This is a genomic window from Streptomyces sp. NPDC051180 (assembly GCF_040689545.1).
Lineage (GTDB): Bacteria > Actinomycetota > Actinomycetes > Streptomycetales > Streptomycetaceae > Streptomyces.
On record NZ_JBFBBC010000005.1, the window covers coordinates 162,241 to 182,495 of the forward strand.

Sequence of the window (20,255 nt, forward strand, 5' to 3'; positions counted from 1 at the left end):
CTGAGGGGCACCTATGGGACTCGAAGAGAAACTCCCGAGCGGCTTTCTTCTGACGACGGTCGAACAGGCCGCGGGCTGGGTGCGCAAGGCGTCCGTCTTCCCCGCGACCTTCGGCCTCGCCTGCTGCGCCATCGAGATGATGACCACCGGAGCCGGCCGGTACGACCTGGCCCGCTTCGGCATGGAGGTCTTCCGCGGCTCGCCGCGCCAGGCCGACCTGATGATCGTGGCCGGCCGGGTCAGCCAGAAGATGGCGCCCGTCCTGAGGCAGGTCTACGACCAGATGCCCAACCCCAAGTGGGTGATCTCCATGGGCGTCTGCGCCTCCTCGGGCGGCATGTTCAACAACTACGCGATCGTGCAGGGCGTCGACCACATCGTGCCGGTCGACATCTACCTCCCCGGCTGCCCGCCGCGCCCGGAGATGCTGCTCGACGCGATCCTCAAGCTCCACCAGAAGATCCAGAGCTCCAAGCTCGGCGTGAACGCCGAGGAGGCGGCCCGCGAGGCGGAGGAAGCGGCGCTCAAGGCGCTGCCGACCATTGAATTGAAGGGTCTGCTCCGGTGAGTGACGAGACACCCAACCCCGAGAAGGAGCTGAGCGCGCAGAACCTGCCGGGCCAGCGCGGGGACCACGGCGAGGAGGTACGCCTCCAGCGTGGCATGTTCGGCGCGAACAACGGCGGCGACACCACCGGATACGGCGGCCTCGTCCGCTCGGTCCGGCTCCCCGGCCCGGCCGTCCGCCCGTACGGCGGCTGGTTCGACGAGGTCGCGGACGAACTCGAAGGCGCCCTGGAGGAGCAGGGACTGCTCCCTGAGAACGCCATCGAGAAGACCGTCGTCGACCGCGACGAGCTCACCTTCCACATCGAGCGCGAGCACCTCGTCCGCGTGGCCCGCACCCTGCGCGACGACCCGGCGCTCCGCTTCGAGCTCTGTACGGGCGTCTCCGGCGTCCACTACCCGGGCGACAAGGGCCGCGAGCTGCACGCCGTCTACCACCTGCGCTCGCTCACCCACGGAAGGCTGATCCGCCTGGAGGTCTCGGCCCCCGACGCCGAGCCGCGCATCCCGTCGCTGGTCGCCGTCTACCCGACGAACGACTGGCACGAGCGCGAGGCGTACGACTTCTTCGGCATCGTCTTCGACGGCCACCCCGCCCTCACCCGGATCATGATGCCGGACGACTGGCAGGGCCACCCGCAGCGCAAGGACTATCCCCTCGGCGGCATCGCGGTCGAGTACAAGGGCGCCCAGATCCCGGCTCCGGACCAGCGGAGGTCGTACAGCTGATGTCCACCTCAGAAGCGTCTCCCCGCGAGACCACCGAAGGCACCGTCTACACGGTGACCGGCGGCGACTGGGACGAGGTCGTCCAGTCCGCGGCCAAGGCCGACGACGAGCGGATCGTCGTCAACATGGGCCCCCAACACCCGTCCACCCACGGAGTGCTCCGCCTCATCCTGGAGATCGACGGCGAGACCGTCACCGAGGCCCGCTGCGGCATCGGCTACCTCCACACCGGCATCGAGAAGAACCTCGAATACCGGACCTGGACGCAGGGCACCACCTTCGTCACGCGCATGGACTACCTCACCTCGTTCTACAACGAGACGGCGTACTGCCTCGGCGTGGAGAAGCTCCTCGGCATCACCGAGCAGATCCCGGACCGCGCCAGCGTCATCCGCGTCCTGCTCATGGAGCTCAACCGGCTCTCCTCCCACCTGGTGTGCATCGCCACCGGCGGCATGGAGCTCGGCGCCACCACGATCATGATCTACGGCTTCCGGGACCGCGAGATGATCCTGGACCTGTACGAGCTGATCACCGGCCTGCGCATGAACCACGCGTTCATCCGCCCCGGCGGCCTCGCCCAGGACCTCCCGCCCGGCGCCGTCGACGCCGTCCGCGAGTTCGTGAAGACCATGAAGAAGAACCTGCCGGAGTACGACAAGCTCGCCACCGGCAACCCCATCTTCAAGGCCCGCATGCAGGACGTCGGCTACCTCGACCTCACCGGCTGCATGGCCCTCGGCGCCACCGGACCGATCCTCCGGTCGGCGGGCCTCCCGCACGACCTGCGCAAGTCCGACCCGTACTGCGGCTACGAGGACTACGACTTCGAGGTCCCGACCGCCGACACCTGCGACTCCTACGGACGCTTCCTCGTCCGCCTGGAGGAGATGCGCCAGTCGCTCCGGATCGTCGAGCAGTGCCTCGACCGCCTGGAGCCCGGCCCCGTCATGGTCGGCGACAAGAAGATCGCCTGGCCCGCGCAGCTCGCCCTCGGCCCCGACGGCCTCGGCAACTCGCCCGACCACATCGCGAAGATCATGGGCACCTCCATGGAGGCCCTGATCCACCACTTCAAGCTGGTCACCGAGGGCTTCCGGGTCCCGGCCGGACAGGCGTACGCGGCCGTCGAGTCCCCCAAGGGCGAGCTCGGCGTGCACGTCGTCTCCGACGGCGGCACCCGTCCCTACCGGGTCCACTTCCGCGACCCGTCCTTCACCAACCTCCAGGCCATGGCCGCGATGTGCGAGGGCGGCCAGGTCGCCGACGTCATCGTCGCCGTCGCCTCCATCGACCCCGTGATGGGAGGCGTCGACCGATGACGGAGAACGTCAGCCTGGGGATGCCCCAGCTCCCCGCCCCCGCCTACCCGGCCGAGGTCCTCGCCCGCCTGACGGACGACGCCCGCGCGATCATCGACCGCTACCCGGACTCCCGCTCCGCGCTCCTGCCGATGCTGCACCTCGTGCAGTCGGAGGAGGGCCACGTGACCCGCACCGGCATGCGGTTCTGCGCCGAACTCCTCGGCCTGACCACCGCCGAGGTCACCGCCGTCGCCACCTTCTACTCGATGTACCGGCGCAAGCCCTCCGGCGACTACCAGGTGGGCGTCTGCACCAACACGCTCTGCGCGGTCATGGGCGGCGACGCCATCTTCGAGGAGCTCAAGGAGCACCTCGCCGTCGGCAACAACGAGACCACCGACGACGGCAAGATCACCCTCGAACACATCGAGTGCAACGCCGCCTGCGACTTCGCGCCCGTCGTGATGGTCAACTGGGAGTTCTTCGACAACCAGACCCCCGCCTCCGCCAAGCAGATGGTGGACGACCTGCGGGCCGGCCGGACCGTCGAACCCACCCGCGGCGCCCCGCTCTGCACCTTCAAGGAGACCGCCCGCATCCTCGCCGGCTTCCCCGACGAGCGCCCCGGCGCCGTCGAGGCCACCGGCGGGGCGGGCCCCGCCTCCCTCGTCGGGCTGCGCCTGGCGAAGGGCGAGAACCCGAAGCACCGCATCATCCACCCGCGTGGCGAGACCTCCGGACAGGAGGGGGAGTGATGACCTTGGCCGCCGAGATCGACAACACCAGCCCCGAGAAGCTCCTGGCGCCCGTCCTCTCGGCGTTCTGGGACCAGCCCGACTCCTGGACGCTGGAGACCTACGAGCGCCACGAAGGCTACCAGGGACTCAAGCGGGCCCTCGCGATGAGCCCCGACGACCTCATCGCCTACGTCAAGGAGTCCGGCCTCCGCGGACGCGGCGGCGCCGGCTTCCCCACCGGCATGAAGTGGCAGTTCATCCCGCAGGGCGACGGCAAGCCGCACTACCTCGTCGTCAACGCCGACGAGTCCGAGCCCGGCACCTGCAAGGACATCCCCCTCCTCTTCGCCAACCCGCACTCCCTCATCGAGGGAATGATCATCGCCTGCTACGCGATCCGCTCCCAGCACGCGTTCATCTACCTGCGCGGCGAGGTCGTCCCCGTCCTGCGCCGCCTCCACGAGGCCGTGCGCGAGGCGTACGCGGCCGGCTACCTCGGCCGGAACATCCTCGGCAGCGGCCTCGACCTCGAACTCACCGTGCACGCCGGCGCCGGCGCGTACATCTGCGGCGAGGAGACCGCTCTGCTCGACTCGCTCGAAGGGCGCCGCGGCCAGCCCCGGCTGCGCCCGCCCTTCCCCGCGGTCGCCGGTCTGTACGCCTGCCCCACCGTGGTGAACAACGTCGAGTCCATCGCCTCCGTTCCCGCGATCCTCCACCGGGGCAAGGAATGGTTCACGTCGATGGGCAGCGAGAAGTCCCCCGGCTTCACGCTCTACTCGCTCAGCGGGCACGTCGCCTCGCCCGGCCAGTACGAGGCCCCCCTCGGCATCACCCTGCGCCAGCTCCTCGACATGAGCGGCGGCATGCGCCCCGGCCACCGCCTCAAGTTCTGGACCCCCGGCGGCTCCTCCACCCCGATGTTCACCGACGAGCACCTCGACGTCCCCCTCGACTACGAGGGCGTCGGCGCCGCCGGCTCCATGCTCGGCACCAAGGCGCTCCAGTGCTTCGACGAGACCACCTGCGTCGTCCGGGCCGTCACCCGCTGGACCGAGTTCTACGCCCACGAGTCCTGCGGCAAGTGCACCCCCTGCCGCGAGGGCACGTACTGGCTCGTCCAGCTGCTCCGCGACATCGAGGCGGGCCGGGGCAAGCTGTCCGACCTCGACAAGCTGGGCGACATCGCCGACAACATCAACGGCAAGTCGTTCTGCGCCCTCGGCGACGGCGCCGCCTCCCCGATCTTCTCCTCGCTGAAGTACTTCCGCGAGGAGTACGAGCAGCACATCACCGGCCGGGCCTGCCCCTTCGACCCGGCCAAGTCGACCGCCTGGGCGGACAACCACAAGGAGGTGACCGCATGACCGTCATCGCGTCCACCCCCAGTGGCGGCGGCAGCGCGCCGGTGCCGCCCGAGGATCTCGTGACGCTGACCATCGACGGCGCCGAGATCTCCGTCCCCAAGGGGACGCTCGTCATCCGCGCCGCCGAACAGCTCGGCATCGAGATCCCGCGCTTCTGCGACCACCCGCTCCTCGACCCCGCGGGCGCCTGCCGCCAGTGCATCGTCGAGGTCGAGGGCCAGCGCAAGCCGATGGCCTCCTGCACCATCACGTGCACCGACGGCATGGTGGTGAAGTCGCAGCTGACCAGCCCCGTCGCCGAGAAGGCCCAGCACGGCGTGATGGAGCTGCTGCTCGTCAACCACCCGCTGGACTGCCCCGTCTGCGACAAGGGCGGCGAGTGCCCCCTGCAGAACCAGGCCATGTCCCACGGACAGGCCGAGTCCCGCTTCGAGGGCGTCAAGCGGACGTACGAGAAGCCGGTCCCCATCTCCACCCAGGTCCTGCTCGACCGCGAGCGGTGCGTCCTCTGCGCCCGCTGCACCCGCTTCTCCAACCAGGTCGCGGGCGACCCGATGATCGAACTGATCGAGCGGGGCGCGCTCCAGCAGGTCGGCACCGGCGAGGGCGACCCCTTCGAGTCGTACTTCTCCGGCAACACCATCCAGATCTGCCCGGTCGGCGCCCTCACCTCGGCCGCCTACCGCTTCCGCTCCCGCCCCTTCGACCTGGTCTCCTCGCCGTCCGTCTGCGAGCAGTGCGCCGGCGGCTGCGCCACCCGCACCGACCACCGGCGCGGCAAGGTCATGCGGCGGCTCGCCGCCGACGACCCCGAGGTCAACGAGGAGTGGATCTGCGACAAGGGCCGCTTCGGCTTCCGGTACGCGCAGCAGCGCGACCGGCTCACCACCCCGCTCGTCCGTGACCCGGGGACCGGCGAGCTGCAGCCCGCCTCCTGGCCCGAGGCCCTGGAGGCCGCCGCCCGCGGTCTCGTCCGGGGCCGCACCGGCGTCCTCACCGGAGGCCGGCTGACCGTCGAGGACTCCTACGCGTACGCCAAGTTCGCCCGGGTCGCCCTCGACACCAACGACGTCGACTTCCGGGCCCGGGTCCACTCCGGCGAGGAGGCCGACTTCCTGGCCTCCGCCGTCGCCGGCCGCGGCCGGGACCTGGACGGCAGCGGCGTCACCTACACCTCGCTCGAAGCCGCGCCCGCCGTGCTCCTCGTCGGCCTGGAGTCCGAGGAGGAGGCCCCCGGCGTCTTCCTCCGGCTCCGCAAGGCATGGCGCAAGCACGGCCAGCGGACCTTCGCCGTCGCCCCGTTCGCCACCCGCGGCCTGGAGAAGGCGGGCGGCACCCTGCTGCCGGCCGCGCCCGGCACCGAGACCGAATGGCTCGACGCGCTGACCTCCCGGGTCGGCCTGGAGGGCGAAGGCCCCGCCGCCGCCGACGCGCTGCGCCGGGAGGGCGCCGTCATCGCCGTCGGCGAGCGGCTCGCCGGCGTGCCCGGCGCGCTCACCGCCGCCCTGCGCGCCTCCGCCGCCACCGGCGCCCGGCTCGTGTGGATCCCGCGCCGCTCCGGCGAACGCGGAGCCGTCGAGGCGGGCGCCCTCCCGGCGCTGCTGCCCGGCGGCCGGCCCGCGACCGACCCGCGCGCCCGGGAGGAGGTCGCCGCCGCCTGGGGCGTCCGCGAACTCCCGCACCGCTACGGCCGCGACACCGGCCAGATCCTGGAGGCCGCCGCCACCGGCGAACTCGGCGCGCTGCTCGTCGCCGGCGTCGAGGTCGCCGACCTGCCGGACCCGGCCCGCGCGCGCGAGGCGCTCGACGCCGCCTTCGTGGTCTCCCTGGAGCTGCGCCCGAGCGAGGTCACCCGGCGCGCCGACGTCGTCCTCCCGGTCGCCGCCGTCGCCGAGAAGCCCGGCACCTTCCTCAACTGGGAAGGCAGGGCCCGGCTCTTCGAGGCCGCGCTCAAGCCCGAGCAGATGACCCGGCCGCTCGCCCCGTCCGACGCGCGCGTCCTGCACATGCTCGCCGACGCCCTCGACGCCCACCTGGCCCTGCCCGACCTGCGGTCGGTGCGGCGGGAGATGGACCGGCTGGGCGGCTGGACCGAGGAGCGGGCCACCGAGCCCGCCGAGCCCGGTCAGTCGGCGCCCCGGCCCGGCGACGGCGAGGCCGTCCTCGCCGGACACCGCCTCCTGCTCGACCTCGGCAGGCTCCAGGAGGGCGACACCGCGCTGGCCGGCACCCGGCACGCGGCGGTCGCCCGGCTCTCCGCCGCCACCGCCGCCGACACCGGCGTCAAGGACGGCGACGTCCTGGAGGTGACCGGCCCGGCCGGCTCCACGGCCCTTCCGCTCCAGGTCACCGAGATGCCCGACCGCGTGGTCTGGCTCCCGCTGAACTCCGTGGGCCGCGGCGTCCTCTCCGACACCGGCGCCCGCCCCGGCGACCTGGTCCGCATCGGTCCGGCGGCCCCGCGCCCCGCCGACGTCACGGAGGTGCAGGCATGAGCATGCCGCTCGCCGCAGAAGACCTGTCCATGTTCGGCACGGACCCCTGGTGGCTCGTCCTGATCAAGGCCGTCTTCTGCTTCGCCTTCCTCATGGTGACCGTGCTCTTCTCCATCGTGTGGGAGCGCAAGGTCGTCGCCTGGATGCAGCTGCGCATCGGCCCCAACCGGCACGGCCCCTGGGGCATGCTCCAGTCCCTCGCGGACGGCATCAAGCTGATGCTCAAGGAGGACGTGATCGTCCGGAAGGCCGACGAGGTCGTCTACGTCCTCGCCCCGATCATCGCCGCGATCCCCGCCTTCATGGCGATCGCCGTGATCCCCTTCGGCCCGGCCGGCAACGAGGTCTCGATCTTCGGCCAGCGCACCACGATGCAGCTCACCGACCTGCCGATCGCGATGCTGTACGTGCTCGCGGTCGCCTCCGTCGGCATCTACGGCATCGTCCTCGCGGGCTGGTCCTCCGGCTCCACGTACCCGCTGCTCGGCGGTCTCCGCTCCTGCGCGCAGATGATCTCGTACGAGATCGCGATGGGCGCGGCCTTCGCCTCCGTCTTCCTCTACTCCGGGTCGATGTCGACGTCGGCGATCGTCGAGGCGCAGGCGGACCGCTGGTTCGTGATCCTGCTGCCGGTCTCGTTCATCATCTACATCATCACGATGGTCGGCGAGACCAACCGCGCCCCGTTCGACATGCCGGAGTCCGAGGGCGACCTCGTCGGCGGCTTCAACACCGAGTACTCGTCCATCAAGTTCGCGATGTTCATGCTCGCCGAGTACGTGAACATGGTGACGGTCTCGGCCGTGTCGGTGACCCTCTTCCTGGGCGGCTGGCGGGCCCCGTACCCCGTCTCCACGTTCTGGGAGGGCGCGAACCACGGCTGGTGGCCGATGCTCTGGTTCGTCGTCAAGGTCCAGCTGCTGCTGTTCTTCTTCATCTGGCTCCGCGGCACCCTGCCCCGGGTCCGCTACGACCAGCTGATGAAGCTCGGCTGGAAGGTCCTCATCCCCGTCTCCGTGGTCTGGCTGATGCTGGTCGCCACCGTCCGGGCCATGCGGAACGAGAACATCGCCTTCTCGAACATCGTCCTGTACGTCGCCGGCGCCGTCCTCGGACTGCTGCTGCTCTCCTTCCTCGTGGACCTGTTCCGCGACCGGAGGACGAAGGCCGGGCCCGCGGCCCCCGAGTCCGCGCCCGCCTTCGACCCGCTGGCCGGCGGCTTCCCCGTACCGCCCAAGCCCGGGCAGTCGCTGCCCCCCGTGCCGCGGCGCAGGCCCCGGCGCGACCGGGACCTCGTGGCCAGTGGCGCCCCCGATACCGCTACTGCGAATGACGGAAAGGAGACGGACGGTGTCTGACTTCCAGAATCCGGTGGCCGGTTTCGGCGTGACCTTCAAGGCCATGTTCAAGAAGCGGCTGACCGAGCAGTACCCGGAGCAGCAGAAGACGACGGCGCCCCGCTTCCACGGCCGGCACCAGCTCAACCGTCACCCCGACGGCCTGGAGAAGTGCGTCGGCTGCGAGCTGTGTGCCTGGGCCTGTCCCGCCGACGCCATCTACGTCGAGGGCGCGGACAACACCGACGAGGAGCGCTACTCGCCCGGTGAGCGCTACGGCGCCGTCTACCAGATCAACTACGCCCGCTGCATCCTGTGCGGGCTGTGCATCGAGGCGTGCCCCACGCGCGCGCTCACGATGACCAACGAGTTCGAACTGGCCGACTCCTCCCGCGAGAACCTGATCTACACCAAGGAGCAGCTGCTCGCGGGCCTGGAGGAGACCATGGTCGACTCCCCGCACGCGATCTTCCCCGGCATGACCGAGCAGGACTACTACCGGGGCCTGGTCACCGAGGCCGCCCCCGGCACCGTCCGGCAGGTCGCCGTCTCCCGGGGCGAGAAGGGCGAGCCGGAGGGGGCGGACGCATGAACGCCACCCTCGCGGCCTACACGACCTCCACCGGCGAGGCGTTCCAGTTCTGGGTCCTCGGCACCGTCGCCGTCATCGGCGCGCTCGCCACGATCCTGATGAAGAAGGCCATGCACAGCGCCCTGTCGCTGGCCGGCACGATGATCGTCCTCGCGGTCTTCTACCTCGCCAACGGCGCGTACTTCCTCGGCATCGTCCAGATCGTCGTCTACACCGGCGCGATCATGATGCTCTTCCTCTTCATCGTCATGCTCGTCGGCGTCACCGCCGCGGACTCGCTGAAGGAGACCATCAAGGGGCAGCGCTGGTGGGCGGCGGCCTGCGGCCTCGGCTTCGGCATCCTGCTGATCGCCGGGATCGGCCAGGCGTCGCTGACCGAGTTCGCCGGCCTCGGCGCCGCCAACGCGGCCTACGGCGGGAACGTCGAGGGCCTCGCCGCCCTCATCTTCACCAAGTACGTCTTCGCCTTCGAGATCACCGGCGCGCTCCTGATCACCGCCGCCGTCGGCGCGATGGTGCTCACCCACCGGGAGCGCACCGAGCGGGCCCGCACCCAGCGCGAGCTCTCCGAGCAGCGCGTACGGGACGGCAAGCACCTGCCGCCGCTGCCCGCGCCCGGCGTCTACGCCCGGCACAACGCCGTGGACGTCGCCGGCCTGCTGCCGGACGGCACGCCCGCGGAGCTCACCGTCATGCAGACCCTGCGCAAGCGGGGCCAGATCCGGGACGTGTCCGCCGAGGCGATGGCCGACCTCAAGGCCCTGGAGCAGCGCTCCTCGGAGCGGCTCGGCCGGGACCGGGACGAAGAGGAGGCCACCCGGTGAATCCCGTCAACTACCTGTACCTCGCCGCCCTGCTGTTCACCATCGGTGCGGCCGGGGTCCTGATCCGGCGCAACGCGATCGTGGTCTTCATGTGCGTCGAGCTGATGCTCAACGCCTGCAACCTCGCGTTCGTCACCTTCTCCCGCATGCACGGCAACCTCGACGGCCAGATCATCGCGTTCTTCACGATGGTCGTCGCCGCCGCGGAGGTCGTCGTCGGGCTCGCGATCATCGTGTCCGTCTTCCGTGCCCGCCATTCGGCCTCGGTCGACGACGCCAGCCTGATGAAGCTGTGAGGGGCTGACCGTGGAAAATCTCATTGCGCTGCTCATCGGCGCGCCCCTGCTCGGCGCGATCGTCCTGCTCTGCGGCGGCCGCAGGCTCGACAGGTCCGGGCACTGGATCGGCACGCTGCTCGCGGCCGCGTCCTTCGCCGTCGGCCTGGCGCTCTTCGCCGACATGCTCGGCAGGAGCGCCGACGACCGGGCCATGCACCAGCGGCTCTACACCTGGATCCCCGTCGAGGGCTTCCAGGCGGACGTCGCCTTCCAGCTCGACCAGCTGTCGATGACGTTCGTCCTGCTGATCAGCGGGGTCGGCACGCTCATCCACGTGTACTCCATCGGCTACATGGAGCACGACGAGCGCCGCCGCCGCTTCTTCGGCTACCTCAACCTGTTCGTCGCGGCGATGCTGCTGCTGGTCCTCGCCGACAACTACCTGCTGCTGTACTTCGGCTGGGAGGGCGTCGGCCTCGCCTCGTACCTCCTGATCGGCTTCTGGCAGCACAAGCCCTCCGCGGCCACCGCCGCGAAGAAGGCGTTCCTGGTCAACCGGGTCGGCGACATCGGCCTCTCGGTCGCCATCATGATCATGTTCACCACCTTCGGCACCTTCGCCTTCGGGCCGGTCTTCGCGGAGACCGACAAGGCCGGCCAGGGCACCCTGACCGCGATCGGCCTGATGCTGCTCCTCGCGGCCTGCGGCAAGTCGGCCCAGGTGCCGCTGCAGTCCTGGCTCGGGGACGCGATGGAGGGCCCGACCCCGGTCTCGGCCCTCATCCACGCGGCCACGATGGTGACCGCGGGCGTCTACCTGATCGTCCGCTCCGCCGACATCTTCAACGCCGCCCCGGACGCCCAGCTGGTCGTCACCGTGGTCGGCGCCGTCACGCTCCTCTTCGGTGCGATCGTCGGTTGCGCCAAGGACGACATCAAGAAGGCGCTCGCCGGCTCGACGATGTCGCAGATCGGCTACATGATCCTGGCGGCCGGCCTCGGCCCCATCGGCTACGCCTTCGCGATCATGCACCTGGTCACCCACGGCTTCTTCAAGGCCGGTCTCTTCCTCGGCGCCGGTTCGGTCATGCACGGCATGAACGACGAGGTCGACATGAGGAGGTACGGCGGCCTGCGGAAGTACATGCCGGTCACCTTCGCCACCTTCGGCCTCGGCTATCTGGCGATCATCGGCTTCCCCGGCCTGTCCGGCTTCTTCTCCAAGGACAAGATCATCGAGGCGGCCTTCGCCAAGGGCGGCACCGAGGGCTGGATCCTCGGCTCGGTCACCCTGCTGGGCGCGGCCATCACCGCGTACTACATGACCCGCGTGATGCTCATGACCTTCTTCGGCGAGAAGCGCTGGCAGCCCGACGCCGAGGGCCACGCGCCCCACCCGCACGAGTCGCCCGCGTCGATGACGGTGCCGATGGTCCTGCTGGCCCTCGGCTCCGTCTTCGCGGGCGCCTTCTTCGGGATCGGCGACCGGTTCGTCGCCTGGCTGGAGCCGGTGACGAGCTTCGAGCACGGCCACCCGCCGATCGGCGCCGGGGTCATCACCACCGCCACCGTCACCGTCATGGTGATCGGCGTCGGCATCGCCTACCTCCAGTACGGCCGCCGGCCCGTCCCGGTGGTCGCCCCCCGCGGCTCGCTGCTCACCCGGGCCGCCCGCCGCGACCTCCTCCAGGACGACTTCAACCACGCCGTGTTCGTCACGGGCGGCACGCACCTCACCCGCTCGCTCGTGTACGTCGACCACACCCTCGTCGACGGCGTGGTCAACGGCACCGCGGCCTCCGTCGGCGGACTCTCCGGCCGGCTGCGCAAGCTCCAGAACGGCTACGCCCGCACCTACGCGGTCTCCATGTTCGGAGGTACTGCGGTGCTGATCGCCGCGACCCTGCTGATGAGGGCGGTGTAACCACCATGTCATTCCCGCTCCTTACGGCGACGGCAGCGGTTCCGGCGGTCGGTGCGATCCTCACCGCCGCCGTCCCCGCCGCCCGCCGCACCGCCGCCAAGTGGCTGGCGCTGCTGGTCTCGCTCGCCACCCTGGTCCTCGCCGGCGTCGTCTTCGCGCGCTTCGAGCCGGGCGGCGAGCGGTACCAGCTGACCGAGTCGCACGCCTGGATCAAGGACTTCGGGGTCCGCTACGAGCTGGGGGTGGACGGCATCGGGGTGGCGCTCATCGCGCTCACCGCCCTGCTGATCCCCTTCGTCATCCTGGCCGGCTGGCACGACGCCGACCCGCTGGAGACGACCTCCTCGCGCTGGCGCCCGACCCAGGGCTTCTTCGCCCTGATCCTCATGGTCGAGGCGATGGTGATCCTCTCCTTCGAGGCCACCGACGTCTTCCTCTTCTACATCCTCTTCGAAGCCATGCTCATCCCGATGTACTTCCTCATCGGCGGCTTCGGCGACCGGGCCCACACGGGCTCCGACGAGAACGCGGCCGCCCAGCGCTCCTACGCGGCGGTCAAGTTCCTGCTCTACAACCTGGTCGGCGGCCTCATCATGCTGGCCGCCGTCATCGGGCTCTACGTGGTCGCGGGGAACTTCTCGCTCACGGAGATCGCCGAGGCGCGGGCCAACGGCTCGCTGGAGATGGCGACCAGCACCGAGCGGTGGCTCTTCCTCGGCTTCTTCTTCGCCTTCGCGGTGAAGGCGCCGCTCTGGCCGCTGCACACCTGGCTGCCGAACGCGATGGGGGAGGCGACCGCCCCGGTCGCGGTCCTCATCACCGCCGTCGTCGACAAGGTCGGCACGTTCGCGATGCTCCGCTTCTGCCTCGGCCTCTTCCCCGAGGCGAGCAAGTGGGCCACCCCCGCGATCATCGTGCTCGCCCTGATCAGCATCGTCTACGGCGCGCTGCTCGCCGTCGGCCAGCGGGACATCAAGCGCCTGGTGGCCTACGCGTCGATCTCGCACTTCGGCTTCATCATCCTGGGCATCTTCGCGATGACCACCCAGGGCCAGTCCGGTGCCACGCTCTACATGGTCAACCACGGCATCTCGACGGCCGCCCTGATGCTCGTCGCCGGCTTCCTGATCTCCCGGCGCGGCTCGCGGCTCATCGCCGACTACGGCGGTGTGCAGAAGGTCGCCCCGGTGCTCGCCGGCACCTTCCTGATCGGCGGGCTCGCGACCCTGTCGCTGCCCGGACTCGCCCCGTTCGTCAGCGAGTTCCTCGTCCTGGTCGGGACGTACGTGCGGTACCCGGTGGCCGGCGTCATCGCCACCACCGGCATCGTCCTCGCCGCGCTCTACACCCTCGTCCTGTACCAGCGGACGATGACCGGGCCCGTGAAGGAGGAGGTCCGGAGCCTGCCGGACCTGCGGCCGCGCGAACTCGCGGTGGTCGTCCCGCTGATCGCCGTCCTGATCTTCCTGGGCGTCTTCCCGAAGCCCCTGACGGACGTCGTGAACCCGGCGGTCCGGCACACCATGTCCGACGTCCAGCAGAAGGACCCCCAGCCCGAAGTGGAGGCCGCCAAGTGAGTTCCCTGGCTGTCCACAGCTTGTGGACGACGGCCGCCGAGCCGATCGCCAAGATCCCGGCGCCCCACATCGAGTACACGCAGCTCTCGCCCGTGCTCATCGTGATCGGCGCCGCGATCCTCAGCGTCCTCGTCGAGGCGTTCGTGCCCCGCAAGGGCCGCTACCTCGGCCAGGTCTTCCTGTCCGTCCTCGCGCTCGCCGCCGCCTTCGCCGCCGTCGTCGGCCTGGCCGCCGGCGGCTACGGCTCCACCAAGGCCCACATCGCGGCGATGGGCGCCATCGCCGTCGACGGGCCCGCCCTCTTCCTCCAGGGCACCATCCTCCTCGCGTCGATCGTCGCGGTCTTCACCTTCGCCGAGCGCAGGCTCGACCCGGCCGACCACGGCCACAAGGTCGACTCCTTCGCAGCCGAGGCCGCCGCCGTCCCGGGCAGCGAGCAGGAGAAGGCGGCCGTCAAGGCCGGGTTCACCACCACGGAGGTCTTCCCGCTCGCGCTGTTCGCGATCGCCGGCATGCTGGTCTTCCCGGCGGCCAACGACCTCCTGACGCTCTTCGTCGCCCTGGAGGTCTTCTCCCTCCCGCTGTACCTGCTCTGCGCCGTCGCCCGCCGCAAGCGGCTGATGTCGCAGGAGGCGGCCGTCAAGTACTTCCTGCTCGGCGCCTTCTCCTCGGCCTTCCTGCTCTTCGGGATCGCCCTGCTCTACGGCTACGCGGGCTCCGTCTCGTACGCCACCATCGCCAACGTCGTCGACGGCACGGTCGCCTCCGTCGACCCGGCGCTCGCCGACACCATGGGCAACGACGCGCTGCTCCTCATCGGCTTCGCCATGGTCCTGACGGGGCTCCTCTTCAAGGTCGGCGCCGTGCCGTTCCACATGTGGACCCCGGACGTCTACCAGGGCGCCCCGACCCCGGTCACCGGCTTCATGGCCGCCGCGACCAAGGTCGCCGCGTTCGGCGCGCTGCTGCGCCTGCTGTACGTGGTGCTGCCGGGCCTCACCTGGGACTGGCGGCCGGTCATGTGGGGCGTCGCCATCGTCACCATGCTGGGCGGTGCGATCGTCGCCATCACCCAGACCGACATCAAGCGGCTCCTGGCGTACTCGTCGATCGCGCACGCGGGCTTCCTGCTCGCCGGTGTCATCGCGGCCACGCCGAGCGGGATCTCCTCCGTCCTCTTCTACCTGGGCGCGTACTCGTTCGTGACGATCGGCGCCTTCGCCGTCGTCACCCTGGTCAGGGACGCGGGCGGCGAGGCCACCCACCTCTCCAAGTGGGCCGGGCTCGGACGCCGTTCGCCGCTCGTCGCGGCGGTGTTCGCGGTCTTCCTGCTCGCCTTCGCCGGCATTCCGCTGACCTCCGGGTTCTCCGGCAAGTTCGCCGTCTTCTCGGCGGCGGCGGAGGGCGGCGCGGGAGCGCTCGTCGTGGTCGGTGTGATCTCCTCGGCGATCGCCGCGTTCTTCTACATCCGGGTCATCGTGCTGATGTTCTTCAGCGAGCCGAAGGCGGACGGCCCCACGGTCGCCGTGCCGTCGGCCCTGACGACGCTGACCATCGCGACGGGCGTGGTGGTCACGCTGGTGCTCGGCTTCGCGCCGCAGTACTTCCTGGATCTGGCGGGCCAGGCGAGCGTGTTCGTCCGGTAGGCGCCCCGCGCGCGTGGAGGGGCCCGGCTCACGGCGAGCCGGGCCCCTCCGGCGTGTCCGGGGCGGGCGTCGCGCGGTCCGACTGCCGACTGCCGGCTGCCGGACGCGGGGGTGACCCGCGGGAGGTGCCCGTGCCATCGTGGGGGCCGCCCCGAATGGTCTGTACCAGTCGTCGAGAGGGAAGCGGCGCGATGAGCGACACCACCGTCTTACCGGGTACCCCGTGCGCCGCCCCCCGGGCCGGCGACCCGCCCATGCACCGCCTGGAGGTCCGGCTGCCCGACCGGGTGCCCTTCGCCGCCGGGACCTTCGACACCATCGGCCCCATGTCCAGGGCCGCCTTCCCGCACCGGCACACCTTCTACGAGATCGTCCACGTCACCTCCGGCACCGGCGCCCACGTCCTCGACCTCGCCCGCTGGCCGCTCCGCCCGCCCCACCTCGGCCTGATCCTGCCCGGCCGGCTCCACCACTGGGAGGACGCCCGCGGCCTCGACGGCACCGTCGTCCTCTTCACCGAGGACTTCCTCCTCGACCACCCCGGCGACCGCGACCTCCTGCACCGCCTCGGCGAACAGCCCTGGCTCACCCTCGACGGGCCCACACACGCCCGGACCGCCCGCCTGATGGCCGAACTCGTCGAGGAGTACGGACACGGCGCCGACGGCTTCGCGACCGTGCTGCGCAGCCTGCTGCACGTCCTCCTGGTCCGCACGGCGCGGCTGCCGGGGCCGGGCGCGGCAGGACCCCCGCCCGGCAGGCCCGGCGCCGTCGCCGAGGAGTTCGCCCGGCTGGCCGCCCGTACCGGCGCGGAGGGCCGGACCGTACGGGAGTGCGCGGAGCTGATCGGCGTCACCCCCGGCTACCTCGCCGAGGCCGTCCGCGCCGCCACCGGCCGCACCCCCGGGGACCTGCTGCGCGCCGCCCGCACCGCCGAGGCCCAACGGCTTCTCGTGGGGACCAGCCTGTCGATCCGTCAGGTCGCGGCCCGGGTCGGCTTCGACGACCCCGCGTACTTCTGCCGCTTCTTCCGCCGCGAGACCGGACGGAGCCCGGGGAACTTCCGAAAACACCACGACCGCCGCACTCCGTCCCTCGAAGGCGACGGCCCCCGCGCCTAGGTTCGTGCCGATCCCCCAGCCCCCCACATCCGAGGAGCAGGCATGGACAACGAGACCACCACCGGGCACGTCACCCGCAAGACGGTGTTGCGCGCCGCGCTGGCCGCCGGCATGGCGGCGCCCGCCGTGCTCATGGGCGTACCGGCACTCGCCCGTACCCTCACCGCCGGCGAGGCGGCACCCGCGCTCACCCCGGAGTGCGACGACGGCGACGACCCGACCCCCGCGCAGACCGAGGGCCCGTACTTCAAGCCCAACTCACCGCTGCGCAGCAGCCTGGTGGAGGCCGGCACCGCCGGCGTGCGGCTCACCGTCAGCGGCTACGTCTTCGGGCTGGCCTGCCGGCCGATATCCGGCGTGCTGCTCGACTTCTGGCAGGCCGACACCAACGGCGCCTACGACAACTCCGGATTCCGCTTCCGGGGGCACCAGTTCACCGACGCGTCCGGCGCCTTCCGGCTGACCACGATCGTGCCCGGCCTCTACCCGGGCCGCACCCGGCACATCCACGTCAAGCTCCAGGCCCCCGGCCGCCCGGTGCTGACCACCCAGCTGTACTTCCCGAACGAGCCCCGCAACAACACCGACACCATCTTCGACCCGCGGCTGCTCATGACGGTCCGGGACGCGGGCGGCGCCCGGGAGGCCGCCTTCGACTTCGTCCTGAACGTCCCGCAGGACCCGGGGCCGACGCCGACCGCGACCCCCACCGGCTCCCCGGGCGGCACCTGGGCCGCCGGGACCGCCTACCGGGCGGGGGACACCGTCACGTACGGCGGCCCGGGCTATGTGTGCCTCCAGGCACACACGGCCCAGGCCGGCTGGGAGCCGCCGAACGTCCCCGCGCTCTGGCGGCTCCGGTAACTACGCGGCGGGCACGACCCGGCCCCGGACCTCGCCCAGCGCCACACGGGTGCCGTCCGGGCCGGGCGCCCAGGCCGTCAGGACGACCTCGTCGCCGTCCTCCAGGAACGTCCGCTTGCCACCGGCCAGTTCGAGCGCGTCCCGGCCGTTCCAGGTGAGCTCCAGGAGCGAACCGCGCTGGTTCACCTCGGGCCCGGAGACGGTCCCGGAGCCGTAGAGGTCACCCGTGCGCAGCGAGGCGCCGTTCACCGTCATGTGGGCGAGCTGCTGGGCCGCCGTCCAGTACATGGAGGAGAACGGCGGCTCGGCGACCACCTCGCCGTTGATCTCCACCGTGATGCGCAGGTCGAAGCCGCCCTGCTCCTCCGCGTCCGCGTCGTCCAGGTACGGCAGGAGCGGGTAGTCCCGCGCGGGCGGGGCGGTGCGGGCGGCGTCCAGCGCCTCCAGGGGCGTCACCCACGCCGAGACCGAGGTCTGGAACGACTTGCCGAGGAAGGGGCCCAGCGGCACGTACTCCCACGCCTGCACGTCCCGCGCCGACCAGTCGTTGAGCAGCGTCAGGCCGAAGACGTGCTCGCGGAAGTCGGCGAGCGGCACCGGCCGGCCGAGCCGCGACGGGGTGCCGACGACGAAGCCGACCTCCGCCTCGATGTCCAGCTTGACGGACGGGCCGAACACCGGGGCCGGGTCCGACGGCGCCTTGCGCTGGCCCGAGGGGCGTACGACGTCGGTGCCGGAGACGGCGACCGTGCCCGCGCGGCCGTGGTAACCGATGGGCAGGTGCTTCCAGTTGGGCGTGAGCGCGTCGCCGTCGGGGCGGAACATCCGGCCGACGTTCGTGGCGTGGTGCTCGCTCGCGTAGAAGTCGACGTAGTCCGCGACCTCGTACGGCAGGTGCAGCGTCACCGTGTCCAGCGGGTGCAGCAGCGGCTCGACGTCCGCCCGGTGCGCGGGCACCGTCACCCACGCGGTGAGCGCGCGGCGCACGTCGCGCCAGGCGGTCCGCCCGGCCGCGAGCAGCGGGTTCAGGGTGGGCTGCGCGAGCAGGTCCGCGTACGGGGAGCCGAGCGCGTGCGCCGCGGCACCCGCGTCCAGCACGTGGTCGCCGATCCGGACGCCGACCCGGCGGCGGCCGGGCTCGTCGGCGGTGGAGAAGACGCCGTACGGGAGGTTGTGCGGGCCGAAGGGATCGCCGTCGGCCAGGTCGAGCGGGCTGTGCTCGGACATCGGTGCGTGCCTCGCTTTCCAGGTGTGTGGGGGACACGTTACGGGCCGGGCCGCCGGGCGCTGATGACATGGATCACACAGAAACCGCGGCCTCCGTGAGCAACTGCCCTCGTATGTCCCGTATGCGCGCGAGACGTGCTCCGAACCCGGCCGTGAGCTGCGGAAACAGGGCGCCGGGGGAGACCGCCGCGCTTTACGATCGCGGTGGCGCGGCGCCGCGTGAAGCCCCCCGCAGCAACCGCCCGCCCCCACACTTCGCACTCTTTCTCTGACCAGGAAAAGGTCCGCAACGTGAAGATCCGCCGCATACTCGCGACCGCCGTGGCCGCCGCCGTGACCACGCCGGTGGTGTTCCTCTCGGCCGCTCCCGCCTTCGCCGACACCAAGCCGGCCGCGCCGCAGTCCCAGAAGCCCTCCTCCCACGAGGACGACGAGGACGACATGCCGTCCGTCGAGGAGCTCAAGGCCGCCGTCGCCGCGGCCCGGAAGGCGTACGACGAGGCCGTGGCCGAGGTCGCCGAGGCCGAGGCCGCCATCGAGGCCCTGGACAAGGCCGACCACCCGCTGAGGGCCGCGCTCTCGACCGCCCGGCAGACCGCCGAGGCGGCCGCCGCCGCGAAGACCGCCGCCGACGAGGCGCTCGCCAAGGCCGAGGAGGCCGTGACGAAGCTGCCCGAGACCGCGACGGACGAGGAGAAGAAGGCCGCCGCCGACGCCGTCACCGCCGCGAAGAAGACCGCCGACGAGGCCGCCGCCGCGAAGACCGCGGCCGACGCCAAGGCCAAGGAGGCCCAGAAGGCGGTGGAGGACGCGAACGTCGCCGCGTTCCACGTGCTCGGCCTCGCGCAGAAGGTCGAGAAGGCCGCCAAGCGCGACCTCGACGAGGCCAAGGAAGCCCTGGAGATCGCCGAGGAGATCGAGGGGGAGTGCAAGGTCGACGACGCCCTCAAGCTGACCCTGAGCGGCCCGAAGACGCTCACCGCGGGCAAGCCGGCCGTCTTCTCGCTGCGCCTCACCAACACGTCCGACCACGCCCTGGACGTCGTCGACGCCTTCGCGAACGCCGTGCGCCTCCCGGACCCGGGCGAGGAGATCGACGACGAGACCGCCCTCCAGGGCCGTCTCATCCCGATCGAGTGGTCGTCCCCCGACGTCCTGGAGTGGACGCCGTTCACCGACAAGTACGAGTCCGTCGATGTCGGCAGGCTCGCCAAGGGCGCCTCGTACGACGTGAAGCTGCGGCTGACGGTCGCCGCCGACGCGCCCGCCGGCCGGGGTGTCGCCTTTGCCTACGCCGAGTACGAGAACAACGACGGCTCGTGCGGCATGAGCGACGACTACCCCGACGTCGACTTCGTCATCAAGGCGGCCGACAAGGGCGGCAAGCCGACGCCGGCCCCGTCGGAGACCACCGCCACTCCCGCCCCGACGACGGGCACCACGAACACCACCCAGCAGGGCGGCTCGTCGAACACCCCCGTGACCGGCACGCTCGCCGCCACCGGTGCGAACGACACCCTGCCGCTGGGCCTCGCCGCCGCCGGGGCCGTCGCCCTGGGCGCCGGCGCGATGGTCGTCGCCCGCCGCCGCAAGGCCGGCGCCAGCGCCTGATCCGACACGGAGGCGCCCGCACCCCCCCCGCCGGGGGCGCGGGCGCCTTCGCGCG

At 71.4% G+C, this 20,255-nt stretch carries 17 protein-coding genes; 16 read left to right on the forward strand and 1 reads right to left on the reverse strand.

What is annotated here, in order from left to right; all coding sequences use genetic code 11:
- Positions 1 to 13: 13 nt before the first annotated feature.
- From AB0424_RS12015 to AB0424_RS12085, 15 genes are all read left to right on the forward strand, one after another.
- Entirely contained in the window at positions 14 to 568 is a 555-nt protein-coding gene (locus tag AB0424_RS12015) for an NADH-quinone oxidoreductase subunit B family protein (RefSeq protein WP_030318842.1), read from the forward strand.
- Complete coding sequence (locus AB0424_RS12020) at positions 565 to 1,296, forward strand: NADH-quinone oxidoreductase subunit C (protein WP_366304406.1); 732 nt, start codon at positions 565 to 567, stop codon at positions 1,294 to 1,296. Before AB0424_RS12015 ends, AB0424_RS12020 begins: the two co-directional genes overlap by 4 nt.
- The gene (locus AB0424_RS12025) at positions 1,296 to 2,618 is read left to right on the forward strand and encodes an NADH-quinone oxidoreductase subunit D (protein WP_366304408.1); all 1,323 of its coding nucleotides are present in this window, start codon (positions 1,296 to 1,298) and stop codon (positions 2,616 to 2,618) included. Before AB0424_RS12020 ends, AB0424_RS12025 begins: the two co-directional genes overlap by 1 nt.
- Positions 2,615 to 3,355, forward strand: coding sequence for an NADH-quinone oxidoreductase subunit NuoE (gene nuoE, locus AB0424_RS12030; RefSeq protein WP_366304410.1), 741 nt, complete (start codon positions 2,615 to 2,617; stop codon positions 3,353 to 3,355). The genes AB0424_RS12025 and nuoE overlap by 4 nt, the downstream gene beginning before the upstream one ends.
- Entirely contained in the window at positions 3,355 to 4,704 is a 1,350-nt protein-coding gene (gene nuoF, locus AB0424_RS12035) for an NADH-quinone oxidoreductase subunit NuoF (RefSeq protein ID WP_366304412.1), read from the forward strand. The genes nuoE and nuoF overlap by 1 nt, the downstream gene beginning before the upstream one ends.
- Positions 4,701 to 7,199, forward strand: a complete 2,499-nt coding sequence (locus tag AB0424_RS12040; RefSeq protein ID WP_366304414.1) for an NADH-quinone oxidoreductase subunit G — start codon at positions 4,701 to 4,703, stop codon at positions 7,197 to 7,199. The genes nuoF and AB0424_RS12040 overlap by 4 nt, the downstream gene beginning before the upstream one ends.
- Positions 7,196 to 8,557, forward strand: coding sequence for an NADH-quinone oxidoreductase subunit NuoH (nuoH, locus tag AB0424_RS12045; protein WP_366304415.1), 1,362 nt, complete (start codon positions 7,196 to 7,198; stop codon positions 8,555 to 8,557). Before AB0424_RS12040 ends, nuoH begins: the two co-directional genes overlap by 4 nt.
- Entirely contained in the window at positions 8,529 to 9,128 is a 600-nt protein-coding gene (gene nuoI, locus AB0424_RS12050; RefSeq protein ID WP_366304417.1) for an NADH-quinone oxidoreductase subunit NuoI, read from the forward strand. The genes nuoH and nuoI overlap by 29 nt, the downstream gene beginning before the upstream one ends.
- Positions 9,125 to 9,952 carry an NADH-quinone oxidoreductase subunit J gene (locus tag AB0424_RS12055; protein ID WP_366304419.1) on the forward strand — a complete coding sequence of 276 codons (828 nt, stop codon included), beginning with the start codon at positions 9,125 to 9,127 and terminating at the stop codon, positions 9,950 to 9,952. Before nuoI ends, AB0424_RS12055 begins: the two co-directional genes overlap by 4 nt.
- Entirely contained in the window at positions 9,949 to 10,248 is a 300-nt protein-coding gene (gene nuoK, locus AB0424_RS12060) for an NADH-quinone oxidoreductase subunit NuoK (RefSeq protein WP_017239464.1), read from the forward strand. Before AB0424_RS12055 ends, nuoK begins: the two co-directional genes overlap by 4 nt.
- Before the next feature lie 10 nt (positions 10,249 to 10,258).
- The gene (gene nuoL / locus AB0424_RS12065; RefSeq protein ID WP_366304421.1) at positions 10,259 to 12,154 is read left to right on the forward strand and encodes an NADH-quinone oxidoreductase subunit L; all 1,896 of its coding nucleotides are present in this window, start codon (positions 10,259 to 10,261) and stop codon (positions 12,152 to 12,154) included.
- A 5-nt stretch (positions 12,155 to 12,159) separates the two neighbouring features.
- Positions 12,160 to 13,731, forward strand: a complete 1,572-nt coding sequence (locus AB0424_RS12070; protein ID WP_366304423.1) for an NADH-quinone oxidoreductase subunit M — start codon at positions 12,160 to 12,162, stop codon at positions 13,729 to 13,731.
- Positions 13,728 to 15,377 carry an NADH-quinone oxidoreductase subunit NuoN gene (gene nuoN, locus AB0424_RS12075; RefSeq protein ID WP_366304424.1) on the forward strand — a complete coding sequence of 550 codons (1,650 nt, stop codon included), beginning with the start codon at positions 13,728 to 13,730 and terminating at the stop codon, positions 15,375 to 15,377. The genes AB0424_RS12070 and nuoN overlap by 4 nt, the downstream gene beginning before the upstream one ends.
- Before the next feature lie 191 nt (positions 15,378 to 15,568).
- Positions 15,569 to 16,498, forward strand: coding sequence for an AraC family transcriptional regulator (locus tag AB0424_RS12080; RefSeq protein WP_366304426.1), 930 nt, complete (start codon positions 15,569 to 15,571; stop codon positions 16,496 to 16,498).
- 42 nt (positions 16,499 to 16,540) lie between these two features.
- A complete protein-coding gene (locus AB0424_RS12085; protein WP_366304428.1) occupies positions 16,541 to 17,362 on the forward strand; it encodes a carbohydrate-binding protein in 822 nt (273 codons plus the stop codon).
- Here AB0424_RS12085 and fahA read toward each other — a convergent pair whose 3' ends face one another.
- Positions 17,363 to 18,589 (reverse strand): fumarylacetoacetase, encoded by a 1,227-nt coding sequence (gene fahA, locus AB0424_RS12090; protein ID WP_366304430.1) that lies wholly within the window; start codon positions 18,587 to 18,589, stop codon positions 17,363 to 17,365.
- 291 nt (positions 18,590 to 18,880) lie between these two features.
- Between fahA and AB0424_RS12095 the strand changes: the two genes are divergently transcribed.
- Positions 18,881 to 20,200, forward strand: coding sequence for a peptidase (locus AB0424_RS12095; protein WP_366304432.1), 1,320 nt, complete (start codon positions 18,881 to 18,883; stop codon positions 20,198 to 20,200).
- The last annotated feature ends 55 nt before the right edge of the window (positions 20,201 to 20,255 follow it).

Excerpts from the sequence above, each read along its gene's own strand:
- AB0424_RS12070 (WP_366304423.1), top strand. The coding sequence starts at position 12,160 with ATGTCATTCCCGCTCCTTACGGCGACGGCAGCGGTTCCGGCGGTCGGT.
- AB0424_RS12040 (WP_366304414.1), top strand. The coding sequence starts at position 4,701 with ATGACCGTCATCGCGTCCACCCCCAGTGGCGGCGGCAGCGCGCCGGTG.
- nuoI (WP_366304417.1), top strand. The coding sequence starts at position 8,529 with ATGACGGAAAGGAGACGGACGGTGTCTGACTTCCAGAATCCGGTGGCC.
- nuoF (WP_366304412.1), top strand. The coding sequence starts at position 3,355 with ATGACCTTGGCCGCCGAGATCGACAACACCAGCCCCGAGAAGCTCCTG.
- AB0424_RS12025 (WP_366304408.1), top strand. The coding sequence starts at position 1,296 with ATGTCCACCTCAGAAGCGTCTCCCCGCGAGACCACCGAAGGCACCGTC.
- fahA (WP_366304430.1), bottom strand. The coding sequence starts at position 18,589 with ATGTCCGAGCACAGCCCGCTCGACCTGGCCGACGGCGATCCCTTCGGC.
- AB0424_RS12085 (WP_366304428.1), top strand. The coding sequence starts at position 16,541 with ATGGACAACGAGACCACCACCGGGCACGTCACCCGCAAGACGGTGTTG.
- nuoE (WP_366304410.1), top strand. The coding sequence starts at position 2,615 with ATGACGGAGAACGTCAGCCTGGGGATGCCCCAGCTCCCCGCCCCCGCC.
- AB0424_RS12015 (WP_030318842.1), top strand. The coding sequence starts at position 14 with ATGGGACTCGAAGAGAAACTCCCGAGCGGCTTTCTTCTGACGACGGTC.
- AB0424_RS12080 (WP_366304426.1), top strand. The coding sequence starts at position 15,569 with ATGAGCGACACCACCGTCTTACCGGGTACCCCGTGCGCCGCCCCCCGG.
- nuoH (WP_366304415.1), top strand. The coding sequence starts at position 7,196 with ATGAGCATGCCGCTCGCCGCAGAAGACCTGTCCATGTTCGGCACGGAC.
- AB0424_RS12055 (WP_366304419.1), top strand. The coding sequence starts at position 9,125 with ATGAACGCCACCCTCGCGGCCTACACGACCTCCACCGGCGAGGCGTTC.